This window comes from Knoellia pratensis (assembly GCF_042666395.1).
Lineage (GTDB): Bacteria > Actinomycetota > Actinomycetes > Actinomycetales > Dermatophilaceae > Knoellia > Knoellia pratensis.
In genome coordinates, this window is sequence record NZ_JBHTDJ010000001.1 from 206,218 (window position 1) to 232,218 (window position 26,001).

The 26,001-nt window shown below is 68.1% G+C and carries 21 protein-coding genes; 12 read left to right on the forward strand and 9 right to left on the reverse strand.

The genetic code is table 11. The annotated features are described in order from the left end of the window. The first annotated feature begins 146 nt into the window (after window positions 1-146). The 4 genes from ACFQRE_RS01005 to ACFQRE_RS01020 all read left to right on the forward strand — a co-directional run bounded on the left by ACFQRE_RS01005 (window position 147) and on the right by ACFQRE_RS01020 (window position 4,517). Window positions 147-1,034: a DinB family protein gene (locus tag ACFQRE_RS01005; protein ID WP_380117870.1), complete on the forward strand. Its 888-nt coding sequence runs from the start codon at window positions 147-149 to the stop codon at window positions 1,032-1,034. Next, window positions 1,031-1,612, forward strand: a complete 582-nt coding sequence (locus tag ACFQRE_RS01010; RefSeq protein ID WP_380117872.1) for a mycothiol transferase — start codon at window positions 1,031-1,033, stop codon at window positions 1,610-1,612. The genes ACFQRE_RS01005 and ACFQRE_RS01010 overlap by 4 nt, the downstream gene beginning before the upstream one ends. A gap of 41 nt (window positions 1,613-1,653) precedes the next feature. Beyond that, window positions 1,654-2,841, forward strand: a complete 1,188-nt coding sequence (locus ACFQRE_RS01015; RefSeq protein WP_380117874.1) for a DUF2207 family protein — start codon at window positions 1,654-1,656, stop codon at window positions 2,839-2,841. Between the two features lie 224 nt (window positions 2,842-3,065). Next, complete coding sequence (locus ACFQRE_RS01020) at window positions 3,066-4,517, forward strand: FAD-dependent monooxygenase (protein ID WP_380117877.1); 1,452 nt, start codon at window positions 3,066-3,068, stop codon at window positions 4,515-4,517. Here the strand turns inward: ACFQRE_RS01020 and ACFQRE_RS01025 are convergent. From ACFQRE_RS01025 to ACFQRE_RS01040, 4 genes are all read right to left on the reverse strand, one after another. After that, window positions 4,510-5,226: an ANTAR domain-containing protein gene (locus tag ACFQRE_RS01025; RefSeq protein ID WP_380117879.1), complete on the reverse strand. Its 717-nt coding sequence runs from the start codon at window positions 5,224-5,226 to the stop codon at window positions 4,510-4,512. The two genes, ACFQRE_RS01020 and ACFQRE_RS01025, sit on opposite strands and share 8 nt — an antisense overlap. A gap of 49 nt (window positions 5,227-5,275) precedes the next feature. After that, window positions 5,276-6,013 (reverse strand): GAF and ANTAR domain-containing protein, encoded by a 738-nt coding sequence (locus ACFQRE_RS01030; RefSeq protein WP_380117881.1) that lies wholly within the window; start codon window positions 6,011-6,013, stop codon window positions 5,276-5,278. A 110-nt stretch (window positions 6,014-6,123) separates the two neighbouring features. Then, window positions 6,124-6,939 (reverse strand): ANTAR domain-containing protein, encoded by an 816-nt coding sequence (locus tag ACFQRE_RS01035; protein ID WP_380117883.1) that lies wholly within the window; start codon window positions 6,937-6,939, stop codon window positions 6,124-6,126. Window positions 6,940-7,134: 195 nt separating this feature from the next. Beyond that, complete coding sequence (locus tag ACFQRE_RS01040; RefSeq protein ID WP_380117885.1) at window positions 7,135-8,103, reverse strand: cation diffusion facilitator family transporter; 969 nt, start codon at window positions 8,101-8,103, stop codon at window positions 7,135-7,137. A 97-nt stretch (window positions 8,104-8,200) separates the two neighbouring features. Here ACFQRE_RS01040 and ACFQRE_RS01045 point away from each other — a divergent pair, with 97 nt between their 5' ends. The 3 genes from ACFQRE_RS01045 to ACFQRE_RS01055 all read left to right on the forward strand — a co-directional run bounded on the left by ACFQRE_RS01045 (window position 8,201) and on the right by ACFQRE_RS01055 (window position 10,753). Continuing rightward, window positions 8,201-9,088: a PhzF family phenazine biosynthesis protein gene (locus ACFQRE_RS01045; protein ID WP_380117887.1), complete on the forward strand. Its 888-nt coding sequence runs from the start codon at window positions 8,201-8,203 to the stop codon at window positions 9,086-9,088. Window positions 9,089-9,176: 88 nt separating this feature from the next. Next, window positions 9,177-10,139 carry a DMT family transporter gene (locus tag ACFQRE_RS01050; protein WP_380117889.1) on the forward strand — a complete coding sequence of 321 codons (963 nt, stop codon included), beginning with the start codon at window positions 9,177-9,179 and terminating at the stop codon, window positions 10,137-10,139. A 131-nt stretch (window positions 10,140-10,270) separates the two neighbouring features. After that, window positions 10,271-10,753: a hypothetical protein gene (locus ACFQRE_RS01055; protein ID WP_380117891.1), complete on the forward strand. Its 483-nt coding sequence runs from the start codon at window positions 10,271-10,273 to the stop codon at window positions 10,751-10,753. Here the strand turns inward: ACFQRE_RS01055 and ACFQRE_RS01060 are convergent. Continuing rightward, a complete protein-coding gene (locus ACFQRE_RS01060; RefSeq protein WP_380117893.1) occupies window positions 10,750-11,190 on the reverse strand; it encodes a VOC family protein in 441 nt (146 codons plus the stop codon). The two genes, ACFQRE_RS01055 and ACFQRE_RS01060, sit on opposite strands and share 4 nt — an antisense overlap. Before the next feature lie 164 nt (window positions 11,191-11,354). Between ACFQRE_RS01060 and ACFQRE_RS01065 the strand changes: the two genes are divergently transcribed. After that, window positions 11,355-12,800 (forward strand): M4 family metallopeptidase, encoded by a 1,446-nt coding sequence (locus ACFQRE_RS01065; protein WP_380117895.1) that lies wholly within the window; start codon window positions 11,355-11,357, stop codon window positions 12,798-12,800. Between the two features lie 76 nt (window positions 12,801-12,876). On the opposite strand, the gene ACFQRE_RS01070 is transcribed toward ACFQRE_RS01065, so the two are convergent. Next, the gene (locus ACFQRE_RS01070) at window positions 12,877-13,353 is read right to left on the reverse strand and encodes a DUF4234 domain-containing protein (RefSeq protein ID WP_380117897.1); all 477 of its coding nucleotides are present in this window, start codon (window positions 13,351-13,353) and stop codon (window positions 12,877-12,879) included. A 117-nt stretch (window positions 13,354-13,470) separates the two neighbouring features. On the opposite strand from ACFQRE_RS01070, the gene ACFQRE_RS01075 reads away from it, so the two are divergent. Together ACFQRE_RS01075 and ACFQRE_RS01080 are read left to right on the forward strand one after the other, a co-directional pair. Beyond that, window positions 13,471-14,112 (forward strand): dihydrofolate reductase family protein, encoded by a 642-nt coding sequence (locus tag ACFQRE_RS01075; RefSeq protein WP_380117899.1) that lies wholly within the window; start codon window positions 13,471-13,473, stop codon window positions 14,110-14,112. Window positions 14,113-14,408: 296 nt separating this feature from the next. After that, window positions 14,409-20,396, forward strand: coding sequence for a GH92 family glycosyl hydrolase (locus tag ACFQRE_RS01080; protein WP_380117901.1), 5,988 nt, complete (start codon window positions 14,409-14,411; stop codon window positions 20,394-20,396). A gap of 95 nt (window positions 20,397-20,491) precedes the next feature. Here ACFQRE_RS01080 and ACFQRE_RS01085 read toward each other — a convergent pair whose 3' ends face one another. Together ACFQRE_RS01085 and ACFQRE_RS01090 are read right to left on the reverse strand one after the other, a co-directional pair. Continuing rightward, a complete protein-coding gene (locus ACFQRE_RS01085; RefSeq protein WP_380117903.1) occupies window positions 20,492-21,085 on the reverse strand; it encodes a GNAT family N-acetyltransferase in 594 nt (197 codons plus the stop codon). Window positions 21,086-21,136: 51 nt separating this feature from the next. Further along, a complete protein-coding gene (locus ACFQRE_RS01090) occupies window positions 21,137-22,354 on the reverse strand; it encodes an ATP-binding protein (RefSeq protein WP_380117905.1) in 1,218 nt (405 codons plus the stop codon). Window positions 22,355-22,495: 141 nt separating this feature from the next. On the opposite strand from ACFQRE_RS01090, the gene ACFQRE_RS01095 reads away from it, so the two are divergent. Then, window positions 22,496-23,377 carry a hypothetical protein gene (locus ACFQRE_RS01095; RefSeq protein ID WP_380117907.1) on the forward strand — a complete coding sequence of 294 codons (882 nt, stop codon included), beginning with the start codon at window positions 22,496-22,498 and terminating at the stop codon, window positions 23,375-23,377. A 198-nt stretch (window positions 23,378-23,575) separates the two neighbouring features. Further along, the gene (locus ACFQRE_RS01100; RefSeq protein ID WP_380117909.1) at window positions 23,576-25,141 is read left to right on the forward strand and encodes a M20/M25/M40 family metallo-hydrolase; all 1,566 of its coding nucleotides are present in this window, start codon (window positions 23,576-23,578) and stop codon (window positions 25,139-25,141) included. Window positions 25,142-25,318: 177 nt separating this feature from the next. On the opposite strand, the gene ACFQRE_RS01105 is transcribed toward ACFQRE_RS01100, so the two are convergent. Further along, window positions 25,319-25,909, reverse strand: coding sequence for a cysteine hydrolase family protein (locus tag ACFQRE_RS01105; RefSeq protein WP_380117911.1), 591 nt, complete (start codon window positions 25,907-25,909; stop codon window positions 25,319-25,321). Window positions 25,910-26,001: the final 92 nt, after the last annotated feature.

Genomic DNA, 26,001 nt, shown 5'->3' on the forward strand with positions numbered 1-26,001 from the left:
CCTCTCGTCCGTGTCCCGTCCGTGTCATCGGGCTCGTGGAAGACCACTACCAAGACACCGTAGGCGCACCCGCTCGGGGTCATGTCCTCCCACCCGGGTTTCCTTTGCGGAAGCCTTTCGTCCGGAATGGGTTCTACGGTTTCCCCATGACAGAGAAGCAGGCGACGCAGAACCAGGCCCAGGGGCGCATCTTCCGGGACGAGCAACTGCTGGGCGCGACGTTCGAGCACGTGGACCTGTCGGGGTCGCGGTTCGAGCGGGTCGACTTCGGTCGGTCGACGTTCCGCTCCATCGACTTCGACGCTGCCGACATCCGCAACGCCTCCCTGTCCGACGTCCGGATGCGCGGCGTCGAACTCCGCCGCGTCGAGATCTGGGGAGAGCTCGGCGACGTCCTGGTCAACGGGGTGGATGTCGCGCCCCTCGTCGAGGCGGAGCTCATCCGGCTCCACCCCGAACGCGCCCGTCTCCATCCCACCAATGCCGACGGCTACCGGGACGCCTGGACCGTCATCGACGAGCTCTGGTCCGGCACCGTCGAGCGCGCCCGGCGGCTCGCGAAGGACGACCCCGCCCTACTCCACGAGAGCGTTGACGGCGAGTGGTCCTTCATCCAGACCCTGCGCCACCTCGCGTTCGCCACGAGTTCATGGCTGAGCCGCGGCGTCCAGCGCGACCCTTCGCCGTGGCACCCGCTCGAGCTGCCCTGGGACGAGATGCCACCGACAGAAGGGATCCGGCACGACCGAGACGCCCGACCCACCCTCGACGAGGCGCTCGAGCTGAGGCGCGCCCGATTCGAGCGCGTGCGAACGCATTTGGCCTCGCTCACCGACGAGGCGCTCGCCGCCCAGACCGAGGTACCTGAGGGCGCAGGGTGGCCGCCCGCAGGCGAGACCTTCCCGGTCAGCGACGCCTTCGACACGCTCCTCAACGAGGAGTGGTGGCACCGCCAGTTCGCCGAGCGCGACCTCGCCGCGCTGGAAGCGCGCACACGGCATACCCACGAATCGACGACACCGGAGGAATCGTGAACGACCCGCTGCCCGGCAGCGAAGAGACCCCGTGGGAGCCGCCCTTGGCGGGGACCGAGGTCGAGCAGGTCATCGGTGCGCTCGACCGGCTGCGGTGGACCTTCCGCTGGAAGACCGACGGCCTGTATGCCGTGGGGCTGGGTCAGCGTGTCGGCGCATCGTCCCTGACCCTCGGGCGCCTGCTCAAGCACCTGGCCGTCGTCGAGGACCACACCTTCCAGGTGAAGGTGGCGGGCGCTCCGATGCCACCGGTGTGGGATGACAACGGCTGGGACGATGACGACGACTGGGAGCACACCTCGGCCGACGCTGATGACCCAGCCACGCTGTATGCGTTCTGGGACAGCGCTGTTGAACGATCGCGCGCCAGCGTGGCCGAAGTGCTGGCCAGCGGCGGGCTCGACCAGGAGGTGCACGTCAGCGCCCACGGTCAGCATGCGAGCCTGCGGCGACTGCTGCTCGACACGATCGAGGAGTACGGCCGTCACCTCGGGCACGCCGACCTGTTGCGCGAGGCTGTCGACGGTCGCACCGGCGAGGACCCGCCGCCCGGCTGGCGACCGACGGCAACGGGCTGAGGCCACCGCCTTTCGCCGACGGCGCGCCTTAGGGTGTGCGGGTGCCTGCCGACGTGACGCCGCTCGAGCTCCTCGGTGGGCTCATTCCTCTGGTCGCTGCCGTCCTGACCCTGCTTGCGTTCCGGTGGCGCAGGCGTGACGAGGTCTTCACCGACGTCACGCCCGGCGAGATGCCGCGGATCGGTGACGGCAGGGGCAGTGCCCGCGTGCGGCGCGGCGTCGAGTGGGCCGGCTCGGTCGCTCCCCGGTTCCACGCTCCCGACGAGTCCACGCCGGCGTTGTCCGGGGCGGTCGTCGACGGGATCGTGCACGGCCGGGATCTGACGGCGACCCTTGTCGACCTTGCCCTGCGACAGATCGTCAGCCTCGAGAAGGACGGCGACGACTGGAGGGTGAGCCGCACCGGTGCCGGCGACGACTCCATGGCCGAGCACGAGCGGGTGCTCCTCGATGCCCTGCTCGGTGGGTCGACTTCGGTTCGGCTCGGAGAGCTGCGGCAGGCGGACGTCGCGCAACGTTGGCGCGTGGCCGAGATTGCCGTGTATCGCGCCGTCGTCGACCGCGGTTGGTACGCCAAGCACCCGCGGTCACGCAACGGTTGGGTGGCCGCCCTGGGAGTGCTCCTCATCCTCGGGGCGGGAGTGGCCGGCGTCGCTTCCGGCATCTCCGACGACCACTGGCGCTGGGTGCCACTCGGTGCCGGGCTCGGACTCGGCGGCGCGCTGCTCATGCGACTGGGACGTGGCCGGACGCCGCGCACCGCACTGGGATCCGCGGCCCGGATCCAGGCCCTCGGTTACGAGAAATACCTCGCGACCGCCGAGGCGAACCAGCTCCGTCACGAGGAGCTGGCCGGCGAGGTGCGTTCCATGCTTCCGTATGCCGTCGCCTTCGGTGTTGCCCCACATGTCGCCTCCGTCCTCGGGGACGCATTGCGTGCCGCGCGCCTGGCGGAGGGCGCAGAGACGGCACTCGCGGCAGTGGTCGACGGCGCCCTCGATCCGGGCGTGTTCGATCTCGTCGCCGGCCTGGTCGACCTCGGGGGTGGGCTCGAGGTCCCCGACCTCGGAGCCCTCGCCGACGTCATGCCCGACGACGCCTTCGCCGCACTGCTCGACGGCTTTGACGGGCTGGGATCGGCGTTGTCGTCCTTTGCCGGAGGCATCGGGGACGTCATCCCCGACGGCGACGTCCTCGACGGCTGCGATGGGGGCTGCATCGACTTCTGATGCGGCTCAAAAGACCCTCGTCGCAGGGGCGCTCACGGAGTTGGCGTGTATCCGGACGCCAGTTCCTGCCCCGGGCATGACAGTGGCAGGGAGATCAATCTCCCTGCCACTTCCAAGATATAGCGCACCATGGGGCTTGCCGCAAGGCCCCCTCTTTGGTTCACCATGGTCGCCGTGCCGCGAAATGCGTTGGCGCACAACCACTTCGTGGAACGGGGAGACACATGGACGACGTCATCGTGGTGGGAGCCGGACCCACCGGTGTGATGCTCGCGAACGAACTCGCGCTGCATGGAGTCAAGGTCACGATCTTTGACAGGGACATCGAGCCGAACATGACGGTCCGCTCAATGGGCCTGCACGCCCGCAGCATCGAGATCATGGAGATGCGTGGCCTGCTGGCACGCCTCCTGCCCCAGGGGACGAAGTACCCGACCGACGGCTTCTTCGCCGGCATCAGGACGAGCGAGCCGGTCGAGCTGGACACCACGCATCCCTACACCCTTGCCATCCCGCAGTCCCTCGTCGAGGAGGCGCTACGCGAGCGCGCCACCGAGCAAAGGATCGAGATCCGCCGCGGCGTGGAGGCCATCGGTGTGACCCAGGACGACGCTGGCGTCGACGTCGAACTCTCCGACGGCACGACACTGCGAGCCGCGTGGGTGATCGGCTGCGACGGCGGTCGGAGCGCGGTGCGCCGACTGCTGGACATCAACTTCCCCGGAGAGTCCGCTCGTCGCCAGTGGATCCTCGGGGAGGCCGAGGTGACGACTCCTCACGACGAGGTCATGGCCGTCATCCAGCGGGTGCACCAGACCCATCGCGGCTTCGGTGCCGGACCGGTCTGCGACGGCGTCTATCGCATCGTCGTCCCCGCCGCGGAGGTCGCCGATGAAGGTGCCCCACCACCCACTCTCGACGACCTGCGAACCCAGCTCACGGCATACGCGGGAACGGATTTTGGTGTCCACTCGCCGCGTTGGCTGTCGCGCTTCGGTGACGCGACCCGACTCGCCGAGCACTATCGCGTCGGGCGCGTGCTCATCGCCGGCGACGCCGCGCACGTCCACCCGCCGCAGGGTGGTCAGGGCCTCAACCTTGGTATGCAGGACGCCTTCAACCTCGGGTGGAAGCTCGCCGCCACCATCGCGGGCTGGGCGCCGAAGGGGCTGCTCGACACCTACGAGTCGGAGCGGCACCCAGTGGCCGAGGAGGTCCTCACGCTCACTCGCGCGCAGGCCGAGCTCCAGTCACCCGAGCCCGGAGCACAGTCCGTCAAGACACTCTTCGCGGAAGTCATGGAGTTCCCGGGGGTGCACGTTCACCTGCTCGGGAAAATCACCTCCCTGGGACTCCGGTATGCCGTGGGCGATGGCTCTGACCTGTTGGGTCGCCGTCAGCGGGATCTGACGTTCGCCAGCGGCGGGTCTCTGTATCCGCTGCTGCACAGCGGGCGGGGCACGTTGGTCGACCAGACCGGGGCGTTGTCGGTCGAGGGGTGGACCGGTCGCGTCGACGTCGTCACCGAGGAGAGCGACGAGCTCGCAGCCCCCGCCGTGCTGCTGCGACCGGACGGGCACATCGTCTGGGTGGGCACAGACGAGACCGGACTGCACGAGGCGTTGGAGCAATGGTTCGGCCCTGCTGCGGACCGGCCCGGAGGTCTCGCTAGCTGAGGCCGGTCAGGCCGCGGTGGGACTTGGGATCCGCGATCACCGCATGAGCCACATCGCTGAGACGGTGGTTCCGACGCCGGGAGTAGTCACGCATCAGGACGAAGGCCGAGTCGACGTCGATGCCGTGCATGCGAGCCAGTGCGCCCTTGGCCTGCTCGATGACGATCCGGCTGTTGAGCGCGCCCTGGAGCTGTTCGGAGAGGATCTCCGAATTGCGCAAGGCGCGCTCCTGCAGGAGCCCGATCGTGGCGACGTCGGCCAGGGCCTGAATGATGCGCATGTCCGCCGGTCCGAGCCGGCCGGTGGCGGTGCTGAACAGGTTCAGCGCACCGATGACCTTGTGCCGATGGCGCAGCGGGAAGGCGTGGACGGCCTGGAACCCGGCCTCGATGGCACGCGGTGCGAACAGTGGCCATCGCTCGTTCGCCGTCCTCAGGTCCGTGTTGACCACAGCCTGACCCATCCGGAAGCAGTCGAGGCACGGTCCCTCTCGGTACTGCAGCTGGAAGAGCTCCAACAACATCACTGACTCCGCCGAGGACGCCATGTATTGCAGCTGGCCGTGCGGATCGGCCAACAACAGACCCACGGAGGCCGAGGAGCTCACGGCTGCGGTCTGTTTGGTCAGGGCCTCGAGGAACTCGATGACGTCGAAGTCGTCGACGAGGGTGTCCGCCAGCTCGACGAAGATCTCGGCCAGCTTCTCCATAGCGATCATTGTGTCGGCCGATCTGTCATCGGGATGCCGGCCGCTGCGGTCATGGCATGTCCCTGTCAAGTCTGATTCTACCGCTGATGATGTCCGTCGCGACATCGCTGATGTAACGACCCGAGGCAAAGGAGTGTCCACGGATCCGGGCCATGGCCTCGTCGATACTGACCCCGAGATCGACCATGACCATGCCCTGCGCCTGGTAGACCTCGAGGCGATTGGCCAGGACGTCATCGAGGTCCATGGTCGTGGTGCCGTCCTCGGCCCCATTCTGCCCCTCCACCAGCACGTCCATGGCCACTTCGGCAAAGGTGAAGGCCTGGGTGAGGGCCCGCCCGGACAGAGGCCCGGGCCTGTCCCGGTAGACATCCATGGCCCCCGCTCGCGCCGCCCCGACCTGGAGGGGGAAGGCAAAGACGGCTCGCACCGCCTGGTCGTGCGCGGCCGGTGCATACCCGGGCCATCGTGAGGAGCCGTGAGCGAGGAGGTCAGCGACCAGAACCGGACGACGAGAGGCGAAGGCGTCGATGCCGGGGCCCTCACCGAGCGAGAACTGCAGCTCCTCCAACCTCCTGCTGGACGGACCCGAGGCTGCGATCGTGGCGCCGCCGTAGTTGTCGTCGGTCAGCATGCTCACCCCGACGCCGGTCGCCGGCAGTGCCCTGGACAGCGCCGAGCACAGCCGCTCGAGTCGACCGATGGCGCCCGGGGCCTCGTGCACGGCAGGTGGCTCGTCGTCGATGAGCCGGTTGGCGCGCGCGAACCGGGACGCGTGGTCATCCACGGCAGTCGTCCGGCTCGGCGCGTCCCATGGGCCCACCTCTCGGATCGATGCCGATGGTCGCGTTGGTTGACAAGGTCCCGGACTCACTACATGCCGTCCTTCGGACGACCCTAGCCCCCGGCCTGGACCTGGAAGGTCACACCCAGCTGGCTGAGCCAGGCGTAGGCCGACCCGAGATCCTCCCGTTCGAGGACGTCGGACACGATCTGTCCGCCCTCGGTGGAGCCCACGACTTCCTCGGCCAGGCCTCGCACCGTACGGCCGTGGCCGTTGCTCGCACCTTGCAGCAGCGCGAAGGCGCCAGCGGCGCTGATCTGGTAACGCTCCATCAGGATTCCCTGGGCGCGGCCTATCACCGACTGAGACTCAAGGGCTGCACGCAGCTCCTCGACGACGTCCTGTTTGGACCGCTCGGCGGCCTCGACGCGTGCCTTGGCCATCAGACCGAAGGCGAAATGAGACGTCTCGGAGAGCACGATGTCAATGACTCTCTGGGTGAACGCGTCAGGACGCGAGGCATAGAGAGTGAGGGACCCACTGGAGGCGCGGTGTCCCCGCCTCGGAAGGACGAGCATTGGCGCATAGAAGGCCAGACCCACGGACAGCACCGAGCCGACTCCCAGTTGGTCTGCCGCCGCCGTCAGCTCAGGGCACGCCCGGGTGGCGATGAGATCGCCCAGCGGCGCAGCCACCCAGGCAGTGCCGGCCGCAGCGTCCGTTGACGGGCCGCTGTGCGCGCCGAACTGGACGGCGTCCAACTGTGCTGCGGACCGGTCGCTCGACCACACATTGCGCGCGCACCGGTCCTCGACGACGGTCAGTGCGATCCTGGCCGCCGCGGGGCCCACCTGAAGAGCAAGCCGACCCAGTTCCACGAAGCTCGCCTCGGCGTCCCTGTGGCGCACATCAGAGAATTCCGCCGTCATGACCCCACCAGCTCGGCCGGTCGGCCGTCGGGGGCTCCCTCTCGCGTCTGACCTCATGAACTTGCCTTCCCAGCATGGAGCGGTGACGGGGGTCACCAAGGTCTGGGATGGCCATGAATCACTCCCAATAGTAGCCCTCTGGCGGGCGCATGGGGAGGTTCGGTTCAGGGGCTTTCGGAGCGCTGGTTCGGCTCCTCAGCGGTATGACGCGAGGTCGAGGGACGGCGACTCGGGCCGGGACAACGTGACGATCGCGTCCTCAATCATGTCCTGACGCTTGATCGCGTCGGAGACGTCGTGGAGCTGCTCGGCCACGCGGGTCTCGACGTCGTCGCCGACGAGGTCAACGGCCGCGACGACGAGGATGCGCGCGGCCCCGACGAACTCGAGGTGCAGGAAGGTGACCCGTTCGACGGCCGGGTGGTCGAGCAGCCCTTCGAGTGCCTTCCGTCGCAACGCGGGTGAGGCCGCCTGGCCGACGAGGAAGTCACGGTTGCGTCCGATGAGGAAGAAGGCGACCACACCGAGCAGGAGGCCGACGGCGATGGATCCGACGGCGTCCCAACGGGCGTCGCCGGTGGCCTGGTGCAGGCCGATGCCCGCTCCCGCGATGACGAGGCCGACGAGTGCTGCGGCGTCCTCGAGGAAGACGGCGCGCAACGTCGGGTTCGAGGTGCGCGCGATGAACGGTAGGACGGTGAGCCCGACGCGACGGGCCGCGAGGCGGGTCTGGCGGCGCGCCTGGAGGAACGACGCACCTTCGAGGACGAACGCCAGGGCGAGAACGGCGTACGCCCATCGGTAATCGACCTCGGCTTCCCCTTCAGCGGCGGACCAGCTCTGGATGCCGTGCCAGATGGAGACGACTGCGCCAGCAGTGAACAGGCCGAAGGCAGCAAACATCGACCAGACATAGGCCTCGCGGCCGTAGCCGTAGGGGTGGGCCTCGTCGCGCGGCTGCCCGGCCCGGCGCTCGGCCACGACGAGGAAGACCTCGTTGCCTGCGTCGGCCCAGGAGTGGGCCGCCTCGGCGACCATCGACGCCGAGCCCGTGATGACCGCGACGACGGACTTTGCGGTGGCGATGAGGACGTTGGCGCACAACGCCACCAGCACGGTGAAGAGGCTCTCGCCGCCGACGGGTTTGGTGCTCTGGTCAGTCACGTGATCACTCTGGCACGCGACCATGGTTGACTTCCGGCGAAGATGCACCTGCAACGTGCTCTCACTCGCCAAGCGACCACCACCCTCAGGAGAGACCATGGCTGATCCTCGTCGCATCGCGTTCTCCATGGTCGACGTCTTCGCGCCGCGGCCCCTGACGGGCAACCCCGCAGCCGTCGTTGCGGACGCCGCCGGGCTGACGCTCGAACAGATGCAGGCCCTGGCTCGCGAGTTCAACCAGTCAGAGACGGTCTTCATCGTGGCGGCTGACGATGACCGGGCCGACTGGCAGTTCCGTTCGTTCACCCCGATCGGCGCCGAGGTCGGGGGCGCTGGACACAACGCCCTCGCTGCCTGCCTGTGGCTGGTCGACCGACGACTGCCCGTCGACCGGACCGAGTTCGTCGTCCAGATTGGCGCCGATCTCTTGCACACCGCCGTCACCCGCCCGACCGATGGCCCCGCGATGGTGACCGTCCAGCAGTCACCTCCCGCCTTCGGGACCGTGCTGACCGACCGCGACGCGCTCACGGACGCCTTGGGCCTCACCCCGGCGGACCTCACGGAGGACGCCATCCAGGTGATCTCGACGGGAGCTGGCCACCTCCTGGTGCCCCTCGTCGATCGAGCCGCAGTGGACCGGGCGCAGCCCGACACCCGCAGGTTGGCCGCAGTGCTGAAAACCGTTGCAGGAGAGGGCTGCTACCTCTACAGCCTCGATACGGCCGAAGGTGACTCTGCGGCATACGCCCGCTTCTTCAATCCCACGATGGGAATCACGGAGGACCCGGCGACCGGCACGGCCGCGGGTCCCCTTGTGGCAAAGCTCGTCGCGGAGGGCCGCGTCGCCCCGGGCGCTCCCGCCATCGTGGAGCAGGGCCACTCGTTGGGACGCCCCAGTCGCATTCTCATCACCGTCGACGGTGCCAACGTGAGGATCAGCGGCGCTGGCCTCATCGTTGCCGACGGCACGGTGCTCGTCTGACCGTTCGTGTCCGTCATGGCGGCAACTCGTCCTCATCTGGCCGAAATCCGCTCGAAGACTGACACCGGTCCCGCCTACTGTTGAACGAGTGACAACCCTCTCCGACGACACCACTCCGCCCCCTCTGGAGACACCGGTCGAGCCCAGCAGCACGGCTGGCAGAGGGGCCCCGTTCGATTGGCGGGTCCTGCTCGCGATGGCCGTCACCTTGGTCCTCTGGGCGTCGGCGTTCGTGGCCATTCGACACCTCGGCAAGGACGTGCCCGCGGGGGCGCTCTCCCTCGGAAGACTGCTCGTCGCGTCAATTGCGCTGTCGTTCTTGGTGTTTCGTCGCCGACCGACCTGGCCGAAGGGCCGCGACTGGTGGCTTCTCGTGCTCTGCGGAGTCGGGTGGTTCGGGATCTACAACCTTGCCCTCAACGAGGCCGAGCGCCGGATCGATGCCGGTACCGCCGCCCTCATCGTCCAGATCGGCCCATTGATCGTGGCCCTGCTGGCGACCGTGTTCCTCGGCGAGCGCATGACGAGATGGCTGCTCGCCGGCATGGTCGTCGGCTTCGCGGGGGTGGCGGTCATCGCGCGCGGCTTCTCCGGCGAGAGCTCGGGCGACACCGTGGGCGTGTGGCTCACGGTGTTGGCCGCCGTCACCTATGCGATCGGCGTGCTCGCCCAAAAGCCACTGCTGGGACGTATGCCGGGTCCTGAAGTCACGTGGATCGCGTGCGTCATCGGGACGGTGGTCTGCCTGCCGTGGGCCGGCGATCTCGTCGATGTGGTCAAGGTGGCCGATGCAGGCACGCTGTGGTGGATCGCCTACCTCGGGATCTTCCCGACCGCCATCGCCTTCACGACGTGGGCCTACGTCCTGTCCCGTGGCGATGCCGGCAAGGTGACCCTCACGACGTTCCTCGTCCCGTTCATCGCCACCCTGATCGCGTGGGCGCTGCTGTCCGAGGTCCCGCCCGCGCTCACGTTCGCCGGGGGCGGCCTCGCGATCGTCGGCGTCCTGCTGACTCGGGTCAGCCGAGCCGCTCGGCCAGCGCCACGATGATCCCCTCGGGCCAAGAATTGTTGGTGTGAGCCAAGGATTGTTGGAACGACTTCCATTGTGGATAACTCACCGAGCGTGACCACCGATCGACGTAGCGTTCTGACATGAGAAGACACCCGAGGAAACAGCGCGTGAGTCCGCGCGACCTGAACCTGGTCTCCGTCGATGGAATCGTCCCCAATCCGGAGTTCGATCACGATCCACTGCCAGAACAGATCCTCGGCATCGCCTTGGATCAGCGCGCGTTCGGACCTCGAAAGCTCATGGTCGCCTTCGCGGCCTACGACGGTCGGTTTCTGGCGCTGCTGCACGCCCAGCGCACGGACCCCATCGCGTCAGCACTTGAGGGCTGCCTGCTTCACTTCGACTCGCTCGGTCGAGGTGGGGAGGCGCGTGCTGCCGCCGTTGTCCTGTGCGACCAACCAGTTGAGGATGGCGCGCCTTCGCCGGAGTTCCTCGCCACATTCGAGTTCGCTCAGGGAATCGCCCGGAAGCACGGCGTTCACCTGGTCGACTGGATCGCCTGCGACGACGATCAGTTCCGCTGCGCACGACTACGCACCTTCGCTCCGGGGACTGAAACCGGGTGGTGGGACGTGCCCGAGGCGGCTTAGCCGAGCCGCTCGGCCAGCGCCACGATGATGCCCTCGGGTCCGCGCACGTAGGTCATCCGCCAGGCGTTCTCCCACTCGCCGATCCCGCCGACGAGCTCATAGCCGTCCGCGCGCACCTGTTCGACGATCGCGTGCAGGTCTTCGACCTCGAACGCAACGTTGCGAATCCCGATCTCCGTGGACATGGCATGGGGCGATCCCGGCTGGAGGTCCGGTCGGATGAAGGTGCAGATCTCGATGGTCGTGCCGCCACCTGGCAGACGCAGCATCGCGACCTCCGTGCGCGAGTTGGGGATGCCACAGACGGTGTCGAGGAACTCACCCTCCATGAACGTGCGGCCCTCGAGCTCCATCCCGAGGCTCACAAAGAAGTCGAGCGCAGTGTCGAGGTCGGCGACGGTGATGCCGATGTGGTCGAAGTGCTTGATGTGTGCCATGTGAACAGTCTCCATTCGTCTTGGGGGGTCGTTGCACCTCAGAGACGCCGCCGGAACGCGATTCTCGACATCCCCCATTGGCGGAAGTTCGCCGCCCTCCAAGAGGTCACGGACCGCCGATTTCTGGTTGTCTCGACCCACCTCCTGTCCCGAAAGGTTCACCCATGCGAAGCACCACCCCCCGGTTCACCGCCGTCGCGCTCCTCGCCGTCTGCGGCGCGGTGATGGCACCAGCCGCCACCTCGGCCGCAACGACGCCCGCCACCGCGAGCGCGACGACCACCAGAGCCACGGTCACCATGTCCGTTCCGTCCGACCTCGCCCTCATCCGTACGCGGCAGAGCCTCTTGGGCAGCCACACCTGGTACGCCCAGACCTACCGCGGCATCCCTGTCGTCGGCGGCTTCTATGCCGTTCACACCACGAAGGGGAAGGCGAGTGTCGACGATGGCCGCAAGGTCGTCACCGATCTGGCCTCGACCAGCCCCAAGATCAGCAAGGCGCTGGCCAACGGCAAGACCACAGCGCACGGCAAGGCCGTCACGTCCCGCCTCGTCGTCGTGCCGGGAGCGTCCGGCGCCGCCGCCACGCTTGCGTGGGAGGTCGTGACGGACCAGGACAAGAAGGTTCTCGTCGACGCCGACAAGGGCTCCGTCACCAAGGTCACCGACGAGCGGATCTATGCCGACGGCCAGGGCAAGGTCTTCGACCCCAACCCGGTCGTTGCCCTGCAGAACGAGTCCCTCAAGGACGCCAACAACGCCGACTCGGCCGTACCTGCCGCGGCATACAAGGCGGTGACGCTCAGCAACCTCACCGGCAACGGCTACCTCCAGGGCCGATTCGCCACCGTGGCGAACAACAAGAAGGGCAAGGTCCCGGCGGCCTACTCGGCCAACAACGTCTTCTCCTACACCCGCAGCGACAGCCGCTTCGAGCAGGTCAACGCCTACTACGCCGTGGACCGCCTGCAGACCTACATCCAGGGCCTCGGCTTCACCAACGTCAACAACGAGGCGCAGGACCTGCTCGTCAACACCACCACCGCCGACAACTCCTTCTACTCCCCGAATGCCGACACGATCACGCTCGGCACGGGCGGCGTCGATGACGGTGAGGACCAGGAGGTCGTGTGGCACGAGTACGGTCACGCGGTCCAGGACGACCAGGTGCCCAACTTCGGCTCGTCCAACGACGGCGGAGCCATCGGCGAGGCGTTCGGTGACTACATTGCGGCCACCATGTCACAGGCGAACTCGAGCGACACCGCGGTGACGCCGTGGGCCTGCGTCATGGACTGGGACTCGGTGTCCTACACGTCCACGACGCCGCACTGCATCCGTCGCCTCGACACGAGCAAGACCGTGGCCAACCGCACCGGTGAGGTCCACGACGACGGCGAGATCTGGGGCCACGCCCTCTGGGACATCAACAAGGGGCTGGGTCGCGACAAGGCCACGAAGATCATCCTCGAGGCCCAGTTCTCCTACTCGCCGACCACGACCTGGGCAGCAGCCGCCCAGACCACGGTCGACACCGCTGCGGCGCTCTACGGTGCGACCGACGCAGCGACCGTGAAGTCTGCGTTCCAGGCTCGCGGGATCCTCTGACGAGAGAACCCATCATGCCTGTGGCCACATCCCTTGCCGGGGTGTGGCCACAGGCATTTCAGGCGGCGTATGCCGTTCAGACGGCGCCGAGTGAACGCCAGTAGTCGTTGAGCGCGCCGTTGGTCTTGACGAACCACACGATGATGCCGACGAAGGGCAGGAAGATCCAGCACCCGGTCGCAGCGCTGACGGGCTGCCGCTGCCCTCGGGCCGCGTACATCGCGCTCACTTCGGACGGGGTGATGAAGAACATCACGACCGGCAGGAAGAGACCGAGGAGAAGGGCCACCCCGCCGCCGACACCAGAGTGGCGGTGCCGCTGCATCTCGGCATGCGTTCCGTAGAACCAGAACACCGAGTAGAGCCCCAGCGTCACGACCATCAGCAGGAAGCACATCCCGGTCGAACGCACCTTCCCGATGTCGTGTCTGGGCGGCGGGAGCGTCGCGAGGTGCGTCGGTGGTGCCTGGACCATGCCCTGGCCGTGGGGCGGTGGAGGGGTCACGTCGGACAGTCCCCCACGCACCCCGGTTTCATCGGGTGTCTGCGTCATGCGCGAACGCTATCCGCCGCGAGCCGCATTCGCCCTGCTCTTGGCGGAACCCGTGTTCCGCACTATTCTGACCAAGTGGTTGCAGATTGCAATCGCTTTCACCGAAAGGCTTCGCGGATGTCCAAGGCCAGAGTCCACAACTTGTTCGTCTCCCTGGACGGCTTCGCTGCCGGCGATGAGGTCACGTTCGAGAAGCCGATCGGTGAGGCCGGGGCACTGTTCAGCGGGTTCGACGGCAGATTCATCCACGGCTTCGGTCCCGTCGACGCACCCTTCACGCTCGAGAGGGCACTCACCTCCACCTGGGGCCAGGGCATCGGTGCCGAGATCATGGGCCGCGGCAAGTTCGGACCCCAAACCGGCCCGTGGACCGAGGACGGGTGGCGTGGCTGGTGGGGAGACGAGCCGCCCTTCATGACACCGGTTTTCGTCCTCACTCACTTTGAGCGCGAGCGGATCGAGTTCGCCAACGGCACCGTCTTCCACTTCCTTGACGCCACGCCTGCGGAGGCGCTCGAGGTCGCAAGTGAGGCCGCGGGCGGTCAGGACGTGCGCATCGGCGGAGGCCCCACCTCCGTGCGGCAGTTCCTGGAGGCGGACCTCATCGACACCATGCATGTGGTGAATGTGCCCGTGGTGCTCGGCAGCGGCAAGTCGCTCTGGCAGGGGCTCTCCGGAATCGAGGACCGCTTCGACATCGGCTCCATCTCCGGAGCAAACGGCTACACCCACCAGATCTGGAACCGCCGCTCCCGCTGAGCCGAGGGACGGAACGCTGGCATCCGTCAGCACGTTTCGACCCGTCGGCGCGGCGTTCCGGGTCGAACGCCGCCACTGGTGAGTCATGCAGGTGCGGCGTTCGCCGGGCTCGAAGTTCGCCCTCTCAGGCGTAGACCCGGCGGCCGGCCCGCGGGGGGCCCAGCCCGATGCCAAGCCTGCGTGCTGTCCGATGTCGCGCGTGGATCGGACAGCACCCCTGTCCCGGGTTGACGCGCTCTGTCTGACGCCACGACCCTCGGGCTAGACATCGTCGTCGCCCATGAAGGAACCTCCAGATGCGCACCGTGCCCCGCTCGCTCAGCATCATCGTCCTCGCCGCCACTGCTCTCGGCCCGGTCCTGCCCTCGTGGGCGACACCGACCGCGGCGGCGCACAAGCCACGTGCCGCAGTCATGAACGCCACGACCGCCCGGACTGCGAGCAGCACCTCCGTCCCCGGCGCTGGACCAGCGGCCGTGGCCCCCACGACACCGGGCTTCAGGACCTCCTTCGAGGAGGGGGATGTGCAGCCAACCTGGGTCAACACCCCGGACCTTGACGCGCAGGGCAAACCGCGGGCGACCGGCGTCACCGGCGGCTCGGTCCTGGGTCGTGGCCCCAGCACCCCCACCGGCCCCGACCTGCTCGCGGCGCCCACCGACCAGCTCGGTTGGGAGGGTCCGTTCCAGAACGGTGTCGGGTCCGTTCCCGGCACGATCGCCCCGACCACCACAGCGGCCGGCGAGCCCGCGGTCCGGTGGTCGATGACGTCAGCGGGTGAGACCTGGATCCAGGTGCCTATGCCTCAACTGGTGCTGGGGACGACCTACCGTGCCCAGGTCACCCTGCAGGGCGCCGGCGAGCTCTTCCTCAACGTCTACAGCGGCTCGAGCGACGTCGGCGGCGAGGCCGTCACCCTGACCGACACGCCCCAGACGCTCACAGTGGATCTCACGACTCCCGGCAACCAAGGGGGGACACCGCAGTTCCAGATCCGCACGCGTGCCCGCGGCGCGATCAACGCCGTCGTCTCTGCCCCATCGGTGCATAAGCTGGTCCCAGGAACCGTCGACTTCCCCGGCGACATCACCGACCAGGTCGTGAAGGTCAGCGCCAGCAGGGAGAACGCACCGAACGAGACCGCAGCCAGGCTGGCCGACGGCGACGTCGGCACCAAGTGGCTGGCCGGAGGCCGGAGCAACTGGGTGACCTACGAGCTCGCGGCGCCGACGGCCGTCGTCGCCTACGCACTGGGATCTGCCAACGATGCCCCGGGGCGCGACCCGCGGGACTGGGCCCTGCAGGGCTCCAACGACAGCACCAGCTGGACGACTTTGGACACCCGCGCCAACCAGGGCTTCCCCAACCGATTCCAGACTCGGCAGTACTCCTTCACCAACACCACGGCATACCGCTTCTACCGCCTGAACATCACGGCGAATGCCGGTGACGACGGCACCCAGCTCGCCGAGTGGTTGCTGTCGACCAGAGCAATCCCGCCCTCGGACATGACGACGACGGTGGGCTCGGGTCCGAGCGACGCCTACAACGCCCGACCGAATGTCGGGTTCACCGGCACGGCGGCCCTGCACTACATGGGCACCCACACGGCCGACGGACGCGGGTACTCCTACAACAAGGTGCTCGACGTCGACCTCCCGGTCACCGCGACGACCGAGCTCGCCTACAAGATCTTCCCGGAGCTCACCGGCGGCGACCTCACCTACCCGAGCACGTACGCAGCCGTGGACCTTGCTTTCACCGATGGGACTCATCTCAGCAACCTGCAGGCACGCGACCAGCACGGCAGGGCACTCAGCCCGCAGGGACAGGGCGCTGCAAAGGTCCTCTACGCCAACCAGTGGAACTCCGTGGTGTCTCCGATCGGCGTCGTCGCCGAGGGCAAGACGGTCGACCGGATCGTGGTGGCCTACGACAAGCCCGAGGGTCCCGCTGACTTCGGCGGTTGGATCGACGACATCTCGGTGGGCGCAGCCAAGGCGGCAACCACGTCGACCCGACCGTCGGACCACGTCGTCACCACCCGGGGCACCAACTCGAGCGACCGCTTTTCTCGGGGCAACACCATTCCCGCGACGACGGTCCCGCACGGGTTCAACTTCTGGACCCCCGCCACGAACGCGGGCACCACGCGTTGGTTGTACGACTACGCCAAGGGCAACAATGCGCAGAACCGCCCGCAGCTGCAGGCGCTCTCCCTGAGCCACCAGCCCAGTCCGTGGATGGGTGACCGCCAGACGTTCCAGGTCATGCCGTCCGCCAAGAGCGGCGTCCCCGCGGCTGGACGAGCTGCCCGCGCACTGCCCTTCAGCCACGACAACGAGGTTGCGAAGCCGCACTACTACGCCCTCACCTTCGACAACGGCCTGAAGGCGGAGATCACGCCGACCGACCACGCCGCGATGATGCGGTTCACCTACCCCGGCGACCAGACGAGTCTGGTGCTGGACAACATCACCGATGCCGGTGGACTCACCCTGAACCCCGCTGACCGGTCGGTCTCCGGCTACACCGACGTCGGCAGCGGCGACAACTCCTTGGGCATGACGCGGATGTTCGTCCACGCCACCTTCGACGCCGCGGTCACGGACAGCGGAAAACTCGACGGAGGGGGCGGGGGCGGCGTCACCGGCTACCTGCGCTTCGACGCGGGCGCCGACCGAACCGTGACGATGCGGATCGCCACCTCGCTGATCAGCCTTGAGCAGGCGAAGAAGAACCTCGCGCTGGAGATCGCCCCGGCCGACACGTTCGAGGACGTGCGCGAGCGGGCCCAGGCCATCTGGGACCAGAAGCTCGGTGTCATCGACGTGGAGGGCGCCACTCCTGACCAGCTGACCACGCTCTACTCGAACCTCTACCGGCTCAACGTCTATCCGAACTCGGGCCACGAGAACGTCGGCACCGCCGCCGCTCCTGTCATGAAGCACGCAGTGCAGTCCTCGGTCTCCACCGACCCGTCCCCCGGTGGGACCACCCCCACCTCCACGGGCGCCCGCGTCACCGACGGCAAGGTCTACGTCAACAACGGCTTCTGGGACACCTACCGCACGACCTGGCCCGCCTACTCGATGCTCTATCCCACCCAGGCCGGGGAGATGGTGAACGGCTTCCTCCAGCAGTACAAGGACTCGGGGTGGGTCTCCCGTTGGTCGGCCCCCGGCTACGCGAACAGCATGACCGGCACCAGCTCGGACGTGGCCTTCGCCGACGCGTACCTCAAGGGCGTGCCGGGCATCGACGTGCAGACGATGTACGACGCAGCGCTGAAGAACGCGGAAGTGGCGCCGCCGAACGAGAACGTCGGCCGCAAGGGTGCGGACCGGGGGCTCTTCCTCGGCTACACACCGACCTCGGTCTCCGAGAGCGCGTCCTGGTCGCTCGAGGGCTACGTCAACGACTACGGGATCGCCAACCTGTCGAAGAAGCTCTACGACACCACCGATGCGAGCGACCCGCGCCACGCGGAGTACAAGCAGAACTACGACTACTTCCTCAGCCGGGCCCAGGACTACGTCCGCCTCTTCAACCCCAAGGTCGGCTTCTTCCAGGGCCGGACGGAGAGCGGCGCCTGGCGGCAGTCCTCGGCGGACTTCGACCCGAAGGTCTGGGGCTTCGAGTTCACCGAGTCCGACGGGTGGAACTTCGCTTTCCACGCCCCGCAGGACGGCAAGGGACTGGCCAACCTGCTCGGCGGGAGGTCTGCCCTGGGCGACAAGCTCGACGAGTTCTTCGCCACCCCGGAGACTGCCGAGCTGCCCGGCTCCTACGGACGCCCGATCCACGAGATGCTCGAGGCGCGTGACGTGCGCCAGGGGCAGTGGGGCCTGTCGAACCAGCTGTCGCACCACATCCCCTACATGTACAACTACGCCGGCGAGCCGTCGAAGGGCGCGGCCGTCGTACGCGAGGCACTCGCTCGCAGCTTCACCGGCAGCGACATCGGACAGGGCTACCCGGGCGACGAGGACAACGGCGAGCTCTCGGCGTGGCAGGTGTTCAGCTCACTCGGCATCTACCCGCTGCAGATGGGCTCCCCGACCTACGCCATCGGCTCCCCACAGTTCACCAAGGCGACGTTGCACCTCGAGAGCGGCAAGTCGCTCGTGATCAGCGCGCCGAAGAACAGCGCTTCCAATGTCTACGTCCGGGGCGTGCGCGTCAACGGGGTTGCGCAGTCAAGGACCTGGTTGTCCCACGACCAGATCACCGCCGGCGGGAGCATCGAGTTCGACATGGGCGCGACGCCGTCGGCGTGGGGCACTGGTCCGGACGACGCGCCGCCCTCGATCACGCAGGGCACCCGGATCCCGACCCCACTCACGGACGTGACCGGACCGGGTAAGGGCACCTCCCGCAGCAGCGAGACGGGCAAGGATGGGTCGTCCCTGTTCGACAACACCTCCGGCACCCGGGTCACCTTTGCGGGCACGTCCCCGCAGGTGAGCTATGGGCTGGGCGGAGTGACCGCACGGGTCACGAACTACACGGTCACCTCTCCGGACACCCAGGACGAACCGAGCAGCTGGGTCCTTGAGGGGTCCCAGGACGGCAGGACATGGACCCCGCTGGACAGGCGCACGAACGAGAAGTTCGCCTGGCGCCTGCAGACCAGACCCTTCGCCGTCGCCACTCCGGGGGTCTACCGCCACTATCGGCTGTCGGTCACCGGCAGCCGAGGCACCGCCTCCACCTCACTCGCCGAGGTGCAGCTGCTGGCGCGCGCTCCGCAGGTCGCGGAGCTCCAGTCGGCCGTCGACCAGGCGCGCGCCTCCGGCGGGCTCAACCCCAGCACCGCTCGGGACCTCTCGGCACTGCTCGCCGAGGCCACGCAGGCCGAGGCGGCGAACGACACCGCTGCGGTGATGGCTGCGCTGCAGAAGGTCCACGTGATCCTGGTCGAGTCCCCGTCCAACCGGCTCACGCCGGCCGCGCGTGACGCGATCCTTCTGGTGCTCTCACAGTGGCTGAGCCCGGCCACGGGTCTTCCGCAGCTGCGTGAGCAGGTGGCTGCACTGGAGCGCAGCGGGGACATCCAGAAGGCCACCGCGACCGAGCTGCTCGCCATCCTGACCAGGGCCCAGCAGGCTGAGGCCGGAAGCCATGCGGTCGAGCTGCGTACGCAGCTGAGGGCCCTGCGCTCAGCTGTGGCTGACGCACCGGCGAAGAAGGTGAGCGCGAAGGCCAAGGGAATCCTCCTCCCGCTGGTCGACGTCCTGCTCGCCACCCCGACCTCGGTCACGCGGACCAAGGACGCCGTGGGCGTGCTGATGGAGTCCTACGACCCGGCGAAGGCATGGTTCCCGTCGAGCTGGTGGAACTCAGCGGTCGCCCTGGAGACCGTCGGGGACTACATGCAACGGACCGGTGACCGGCAGTACCTCGATGAGATGGACCGGACGTTCGAGAGGAACAAGGGCGTCTTCCCCGCCGGAGAGCTGTCGGGTGACCCGTTGCTGGGGAACTTCACCTCACGGGCCATCGACGACTCGGAGTGGTGGGCGCTGACCTGGCTGCAGGCATACGACCTGACCAAGGACAAGAAGTACCTGGACATGGCCGTGACCATCGGTGACTACGTCCAGGGCTACTGGGACACGACGTGTGGCGGTGGCGTGTGGTGGGACGCGGAGAAGACGTACAAGAACGCCGTCACCACTGGTCTGTACGTGCGGCTCACGGCCGAGCTGCACAACCGCATCGCGGGTGACACCGTGTGGCTCGAACGCTCGCAGGCCGGGTGGAAGTGGTTGACGGGAAGCGGGATGGTCAACGCGGACGGGCTCGTCAACGACGGTCTCAACGGGGCCTGCGCCAACAACGGCGGCACGGTCTGGAGCTACAACCAGGGTCTTGCCATCGGTGCGGGACTCGAGCTCTGGCGGGCGACCGGCGACGCCCAGGTGCTCGCGACCGCCCGTCGGCTGGCCGACTCGGCGATCACCTCGCGGACGCTTGTCACCGACGGCGTGCTGACCGAGAAGTGCGACGCCGTCGACGCGACCTGCGACGACAACGCCAAGCAGTTCAAGGGCGTGTTCATGCGCTACTTCATGGACCTGAACGACACAGTCAAGGAACCGCGCTACCAGGCGTTCGTCGACCGGCAGGCGACGAGCGTGTGGACCAAGGACCGCGACGGCGAGGGTCGTCTCGGGCAGCGCTGGTCGGGTGCCGACAGCGTCGCGCACCCGAACGTCTTCGACTGGCGGACCCAGGCGAGCGCACTCAGTTCGCTGATCGCGGCGGTGCCGAAGGAGTGACCGCCTGACCGGAACGGCTACCCGCGGCCTCCTCATCCCTTCTGATCGAGGTGGGGAGGTCGCGCGGAGCCCGTGGCCTCGGACGGAGCCGTCCGTCAGGGCGACGGTCCGAGTCGGTGTCGCACCACCCTGCGGCGCAGCGTGGGTGACGCCTCGACCTCGTATCCGGCGTCGAGGAAGACCTGGAGCAGCCCGACCGAGGCCTCGTCCCAGATCACGACCTTTCCCGGCGGCGGCTCGGTGGGATAGGCCTCGAGGACACGAGCGCCGACCTGCCTTCCGTACTCGACGGTTGCAGCGGCGAGCTCGTACATCAGACCCTGTCGACGGAAGCCCTTGCGCACGACGAAGCAGGTGACCGACCAGACGCCCTCGAGGTCGGGGTCCGACCGCATCCACGACTTCTGCCGGGCCCAGATCCTCGGGTAGTTCTCTCGCGGCTCGACGGCCACCCAGCCGGCTGGCTCGCCGTCGACATACCCGACCAGTCCGGACGTGGGGCCGCTCGTGCCGCAGGCGACCTGCTCCAGGAGCGCGGCATCGCGCTCCTCCTGGGTCGTGTCGCGCCAGATCCAGCCCGGGACCTTGAGCCCCTGACAGCGGCATTTGCGAGCTCCACCCGCGTCGAACACGGCCTCGACATCTTCGTTCGTCGCGTCGTTGGCCGGTCGCCAGCTGAACTCGGGCACACCGTGAGGCTAGCGGCCGACCGAGCTGATTCAAGGTCCACGGACACCGCGTCAGGCGGTTTGTTCGCGGAGGTAGCGGCCGAAGTGGGGGACGGTGAAGGCGATGCGCCCGCGCTCGCCCGAGTAGATGAGCCCCTTCTTCAGCAGAGCATCGCGTGCCGGTGACAGCGACTGCGGCTTGCGACCCAGGTGCGTGGCGACGTCCGAGGTCGGCACGGACTCGATCTCGTCGAGTTCCTCCACCCCGCCCGCACTGATCGCGACAGCAACGTCGGCCATGGCGCGCAGGTACTCGCGCTCCCCCGGCGTCGCCCGCTCGAACCGCGACCCGAAGAAGCCGACCGCCAGCTCGGACTCGGCCTCGGGCGCCGCGACCCGGACGTCGTCGACGGTCACGGGCGAGCGAGGCGCACGATCCCAGGCCGCCTTGCCGTAGGCCTGGATGAAGTACGGGTAACCGCCGGTCGCGGCATACAACGCATCCAGAGCCTCCGGCTCGTATGCCGCACCCTCCTCTTCGGCAGGTACGACCAGTGCCGCGTCGGCCGCCGCACGTGGCAGGCGGTCGATGCGCGAATAGCGAAAAAGCCTCTCGGAGTACGACTTTGACGCCGACAGCACCGCCGGCAGGTGCGGCAACCCAGCCCCGACGACGATCACGGGCAGCCCGGACTGCGAGATCTCGTGGCACGCCGCGCAGAGGGCCGACACGTCATCGGGCCCGAGGTCCTGCATCTCGTCGATGAAGACCGCGATCCCGCGACCCGTGTCCGCTGCCATCCCACCGACGTCCGTGAGCAGTTCGACGAGGTCGATCTCGATGTCGCCCGAGTCAGCGCGACCCGAGGCGGCAGGAGCATCGATCCCCGGGTTCCACTTCTCGCGCAGCTTCGTCCCGGCCGGGGCATCACGCTGGGCGAACGCCTTGATCACGCCGAGGACGTGCTGCACCTCGTCGTCGCTGGGGTGGCCGAGTTCGCGGACCGCCTGGTGCAACGCCGACGACAGCGGCCGCCGCAGCGACTGGTCGGGGCGCGCCTCGAGCTTGCCCGTCCCCCACTTGGCCCGAACAGCGGTGGACCGCAACGCATTGAGCAGCACGGTCTTGCCGACACCACGCAACCCCGTGAGGACGATCGAGCGCTCGGGCCGCCCCCGCGAGATCCGTTCGAGCACGACCTCGAAGGCGTCGAGCTGCTCGTCGCGACCGGCGAGCTCGGGCGGGCGCTGGCCGGCGCCGGGGGCATAGGGGTTCCGGATGGGGTCCACGATGGCACCGTATCCGCATGTCTAGGGCGGACGGCATACATCCGAATAACCGCGTATGCCGTGTCGCACTGACGACCAGCGAGGGAACCTTGGCCGACCACGCCGCGTCCAACTCTCATGCGACCCGTCACGACCATCCTCATGTTGACCCTGGTCACCACCGCCGCCCTCACCGCGTGCGGGTCGGATGTGCGCAAGACGCCACCGGCCGCATCACCTTCGCCCAGCTCGTCCGCCTCGGCCGCGCCCGCCGACGTGGACCTCAGGCACGAGGTCGTCGCCCACGGCATGCTCATGCAGAAGAAGGCGGGCGGCCCGGTCGAGCTGTGCATTGGGGGCGTGCTCGATTCCTATCCGCCCCAGTGCGGCGGCCCCACCATCGAGGGTGAATTCTCCTGGGACGCGCTCGAGCCAGAGCGCTCCGAGGGCATCACGTGGACCAACGACTCGGTGTGGGCGGTCGGCCGCTTCGACCCCAAGGCAGGGCCGACCGGCACCTTCGCGTTGACCCAGCCCGTCCGGACGACAGCACCGGCCGGGATGCCCCAGCCGTCACCGTCGGGGCGCGACTTCCCGCAACTGTGCAAGGACCCGTATGCCGGCGGCGGCAGCAAGAGCGCCGGCGGACCCGAGGCAGACACCAACCCGCTCACGAACCTGCTCCCCACGCTCGACGGGTATGCCGCCTCATGGGTCTCCGACGGGTCCTCTCTGTTCAACGTGCTCGTGACCGGGGACGCCGCCACCGCTCACCGCGAGATCCGCAAGGTCTGGAAGGGCGGGCTCTGCGTCGAGCAGCGCGACGTCCCGACCGAGGCCGACATCAACGCCGCCCAGGAGACCCTGGGCAAGGAGGGCAACGACCTCGGGATCCTGACCTCCGGCGGCTCCGTGGGGTCTCTCGAGGTCGATGCAACATTCGTCGACGCGGCGATGCGGGCACGAATCCTCGCCATCGTCGAGCCATGGCTGACTCCGGACCAAGTGCGCATCACGAGCTTGATCCAGCCGCTGCCCCACTGAGATCCGACCGCTGCGACAGGTGACGACCACGTCCCGGACACCCGCCCGGCATGACGACCGATCGGCGCTGTGAACCGACCGGTCGCCCCTCCGGGACAGCCCGCTCGACGACCCTGACCCAGCCTTGGGTGACTACCTGCGCGTAACGCCGCAACGTCGCACCGGTCAGCACAACGTCGTCTGATCGGAGCCCCACGCATGGACCAGCAGGCACCCCAGGAACAGCAGGAACGCCCCGGCGGGCAGCTCAACCGCCGCACCCTCGTCGCCAGCGTCGGAGGGGTCGCAGCCCTTGCCGCCTTCGGCACGACGGCGGGGACCAAGCTGCGAGCAGGCGCAACACCCGGCGCCGGGCAGTCCGCAGCATCAGCCGCGGCACCCCTCGACCCGCTCGCCCTGCTCAAGAAGATGATCAGCTTCGACACCCAGAACTTCGGGCAGGGCGGCAAGACGCGCCCACACTCCGAGTGGCTCAAGACCGTGTGGGAGGCGGCCGGAGTGCCCGCCGAGATCATCGACACGCCGCAGCCCGACAACGTCCACCTCATTGCCCGGATCCCCGGCAAGGCGGGCTCGACGCAGAAGCCGCTGCTCCTCCTCGGCCACTCCGACGTCGTCCCCGTCGAGCGCTCGAACTGGTCCGAAGACCCCTTCGCCGGAACCGTCAAGGACGGCGAGATCTATGGTCGCGGCGCCCTCGACATGAAGGGCGCGAACGCCGCGTCCGTCGCTGCCCTGCTCCGCCACCTCTCCGAAGGCGCCGAGTTCGACCGCGACATCATCGTCCTCACCGACTGCGACGAGGAGGCCGGGAGCTACGGCTCCGGATGGCTCGCCAAGAACCACTGGGACAAGCTCGATTGCGGCATGGTCCTCACCGAGGGCGGCTGGTTCCTCGCCCAGTCGGACAGGACCACGCCGATGCTCATCACCGTGACCCGTCAGGACAAGGTCTACTTCAACCTCGACCTGCGCGCCCGGGGCACGGCGACCCACTCGAGCAAGCCCATGCCCGACTCGGCGATCGTCGGACTCTCGCGCGCTGTCGCCGACCTCGGAGACGTCAAGGCGCCCGTGCACCTCACCGAGGTCACCCGCGCCTACTTCCAGGCCCTCGCCCGCGCCACCGACGACCGCAAGCTCGCGAGCGCTCTGCGACTCATGCTCAAGGCCCGCAGCCAGCCGTCCCTCGAGCGCGCCGCGGCGTTGGTCGTCACGCTCTCGGACTACCCCTACCTCCACTCCGCACTGCTTCGCACGACGATGGCGTTCGTCATCGAGGACGCGGGCTACAAGGAGAACGTCATCCCGTCCGAGGCCCACGTGCGGGTCAACTGTCGCGGCATCCCGGGCGGCCAGAAGCCTCGGGACTTCCTCGCCAAGATCCGCTCCCTCATGGACGAGCGCGACATCGAGGTCACCCTCGCCGGCGCCGCTGGCGAGACCGAGGAGCAGACCCTTGCTGCCCTCGACAAGCGTTGGGCCACGCCACCCGCGGACGTGAACACCCCTCTCTTCCAAGGGATTTCGCAGGCATCGGTCAAGACCTACCCCGGGGCGGTCTTCACTCCGGCGCTGTTCGAGGCGGGCACGAGCCTGGGTCCGTGGCGCGAGAAGGGCATCCCCGGCTACGGCGTCTACCCCTACGTCATCGACAACGACCAGCTCATCGGCATGCACGGCAACGACGCGCGCATCTTCGTCGACGCCCTGACCAAGGGCACCGATTTCATGTACGAGGTCTTCGCCCGCTTCCGCGCCTGAGGGTTCCTTTCCGACAACAGATGGGTATGCCGTGGGGCACCGTTCACGAGAACGGTGCCCCACGGCATACCGGCTGTCCTTGTTTCGCGGTCTCAGCGTTTCACCGGGCAGAGTCCGCCGGTGGCCGAGTTGTAGGTCGGCCGACGATGGCGAGACGACCGTGGCGGTTCCGCTGCATCACACGATCTCCTTCTGGCTCATGGCGACGGTGCCGTAGAGATCGGCGACGGTGGCCAGGGCGCTGTAATGCACCTGGCAGGCGTCGAGTTCGGCACCGGCGAGGGGCAGCGCCCGAGTGGCGCTGGCGTCCGCCACGACGGTGGGGCGGTTGCCGCGGAGGAAGGCGCCCTGCGCCGTGAAGGCCACGCACATGTGCGTCATGAAGCCCGCGATGACGAGGTTCTTGCGCCCGGCGGCGTCCACGCGGGCGCCGAGATCGGTGTCGACGAAGCCGTTGGGCACCTGCTTGACGACCACGGCCTCACCTTCGATGGGGGCCACGCGGGCATGGATCTGCCCGATCTCCGCGCGGATGTCGTAGGGGGTTCCCTCGCCTCCGTCGTTGATGACGTGGATGACCGGCGTGCGGGCCTCGCGAGCCCGGACGAGCAGCTCAGCGGCGGACTCCAGCGCGGCCTCCCACCCGTCGAGTTCCATGACGCCGGTCGTGTACGTGTTCTGGTAGTCGATGAGGACGAGGGTGGCGTCATCGAGAGTGGCGAGGGTCTCGTCGAGTCCGTTGAGCTCGCGCAGGGTGGTTCGGGGCATGGTCTGGCCTGTCTCTCATTGCGGTGAATTCGGTTGGGATCAAAGGGTTCACCCCACTGGCGAACTCCGACACATTGACGTTAGGTCGGAAC

Bases quoted from the DNA above. Each gene is read 5' to 3' on its own strand.
- ACFQRE_RS01095 (WP_380117907.1), top strand. From the start codon at position 22,496: ATGTTGACCCTGGTCACCACCGCCGCCCTCACCGCGTGCGGGTCGGAT.
- ACFQRE_RS01105 (WP_380117911.1), bottom strand. From the start codon at position 25,909: ATGCCCCGAACCACCCTGCGCGAGCTCAACGGACTCGACGAGACCCTC.
- ACFQRE_RS01065 (WP_380117895.1), top strand. From the start codon at position 11,355: ATGCGAAGCACCACCCCCCGGTTCACCGCCGTCGCGCTCCTCGCCGTC.
- ACFQRE_RS01070 (WP_380117897.1), bottom strand. From the start codon at position 13,353: ATGACGCAGACACCCGATGAAACCGGGGTGCGTGGGGGACTGTCCGAC.
- ACFQRE_RS01080 (WP_380117901.1), top strand. From the start codon at position 14,409: ATGCGCACCGTGCCCCGCTCGCTCAGCATCATCGTCCTCGCCGCCACT.
- ACFQRE_RS01035 (WP_380117883.1), bottom strand. From the start codon at position 6,939: ATGACGGCGGAATTCTCTGATGTGCGCCACAGGGACGCCGAGGCGAGC.
- ACFQRE_RS01075 (WP_380117899.1), top strand. From the start codon at position 13,471: ATGTCCAAGGCCAGAGTCCACAACTTGTTCGTCTCCCTGGACGGCTTC.
- ACFQRE_RS01020 (WP_380117877.1), top strand. From the start codon at position 3,066: ATGGACGACGTCATCGTGGTGGGAGCCGGACCCACCGGTGTGATGCTC.
- ACFQRE_RS01005 (WP_380117870.1), top strand. From the start codon at position 147: ATGACAGAGAAGCAGGCGACGCAGAACCAGGCCCAGGGGCGCATCTTC.
- ACFQRE_RS01025 (WP_380117879.1), bottom strand. From the start codon at position 5,226: ATGGAGAAGCTGGCCGAGATCTTCGTCGAGCTGGCGGACACCCTCGTC.
- ACFQRE_RS01060 (WP_380117893.1), bottom strand. From the start codon at position 11,190: ATGGCACACATCAAGCACTTCGACCACATCGGCATCACCGTCGCCGAC.
- ACFQRE_RS01100 (WP_380117909.1), top strand. From the start codon at position 23,576: ATGGACCAGCAGGCACCCCAGGAACAGCAGGAACGCCCCGGCGGGCAG.
- ACFQRE_RS01045 (WP_380117887.1), top strand. From the start codon at position 8,201: ATGGCTGATCCTCGTCGCATCGCGTTCTCCATGGTCGACGTCTTCGCG.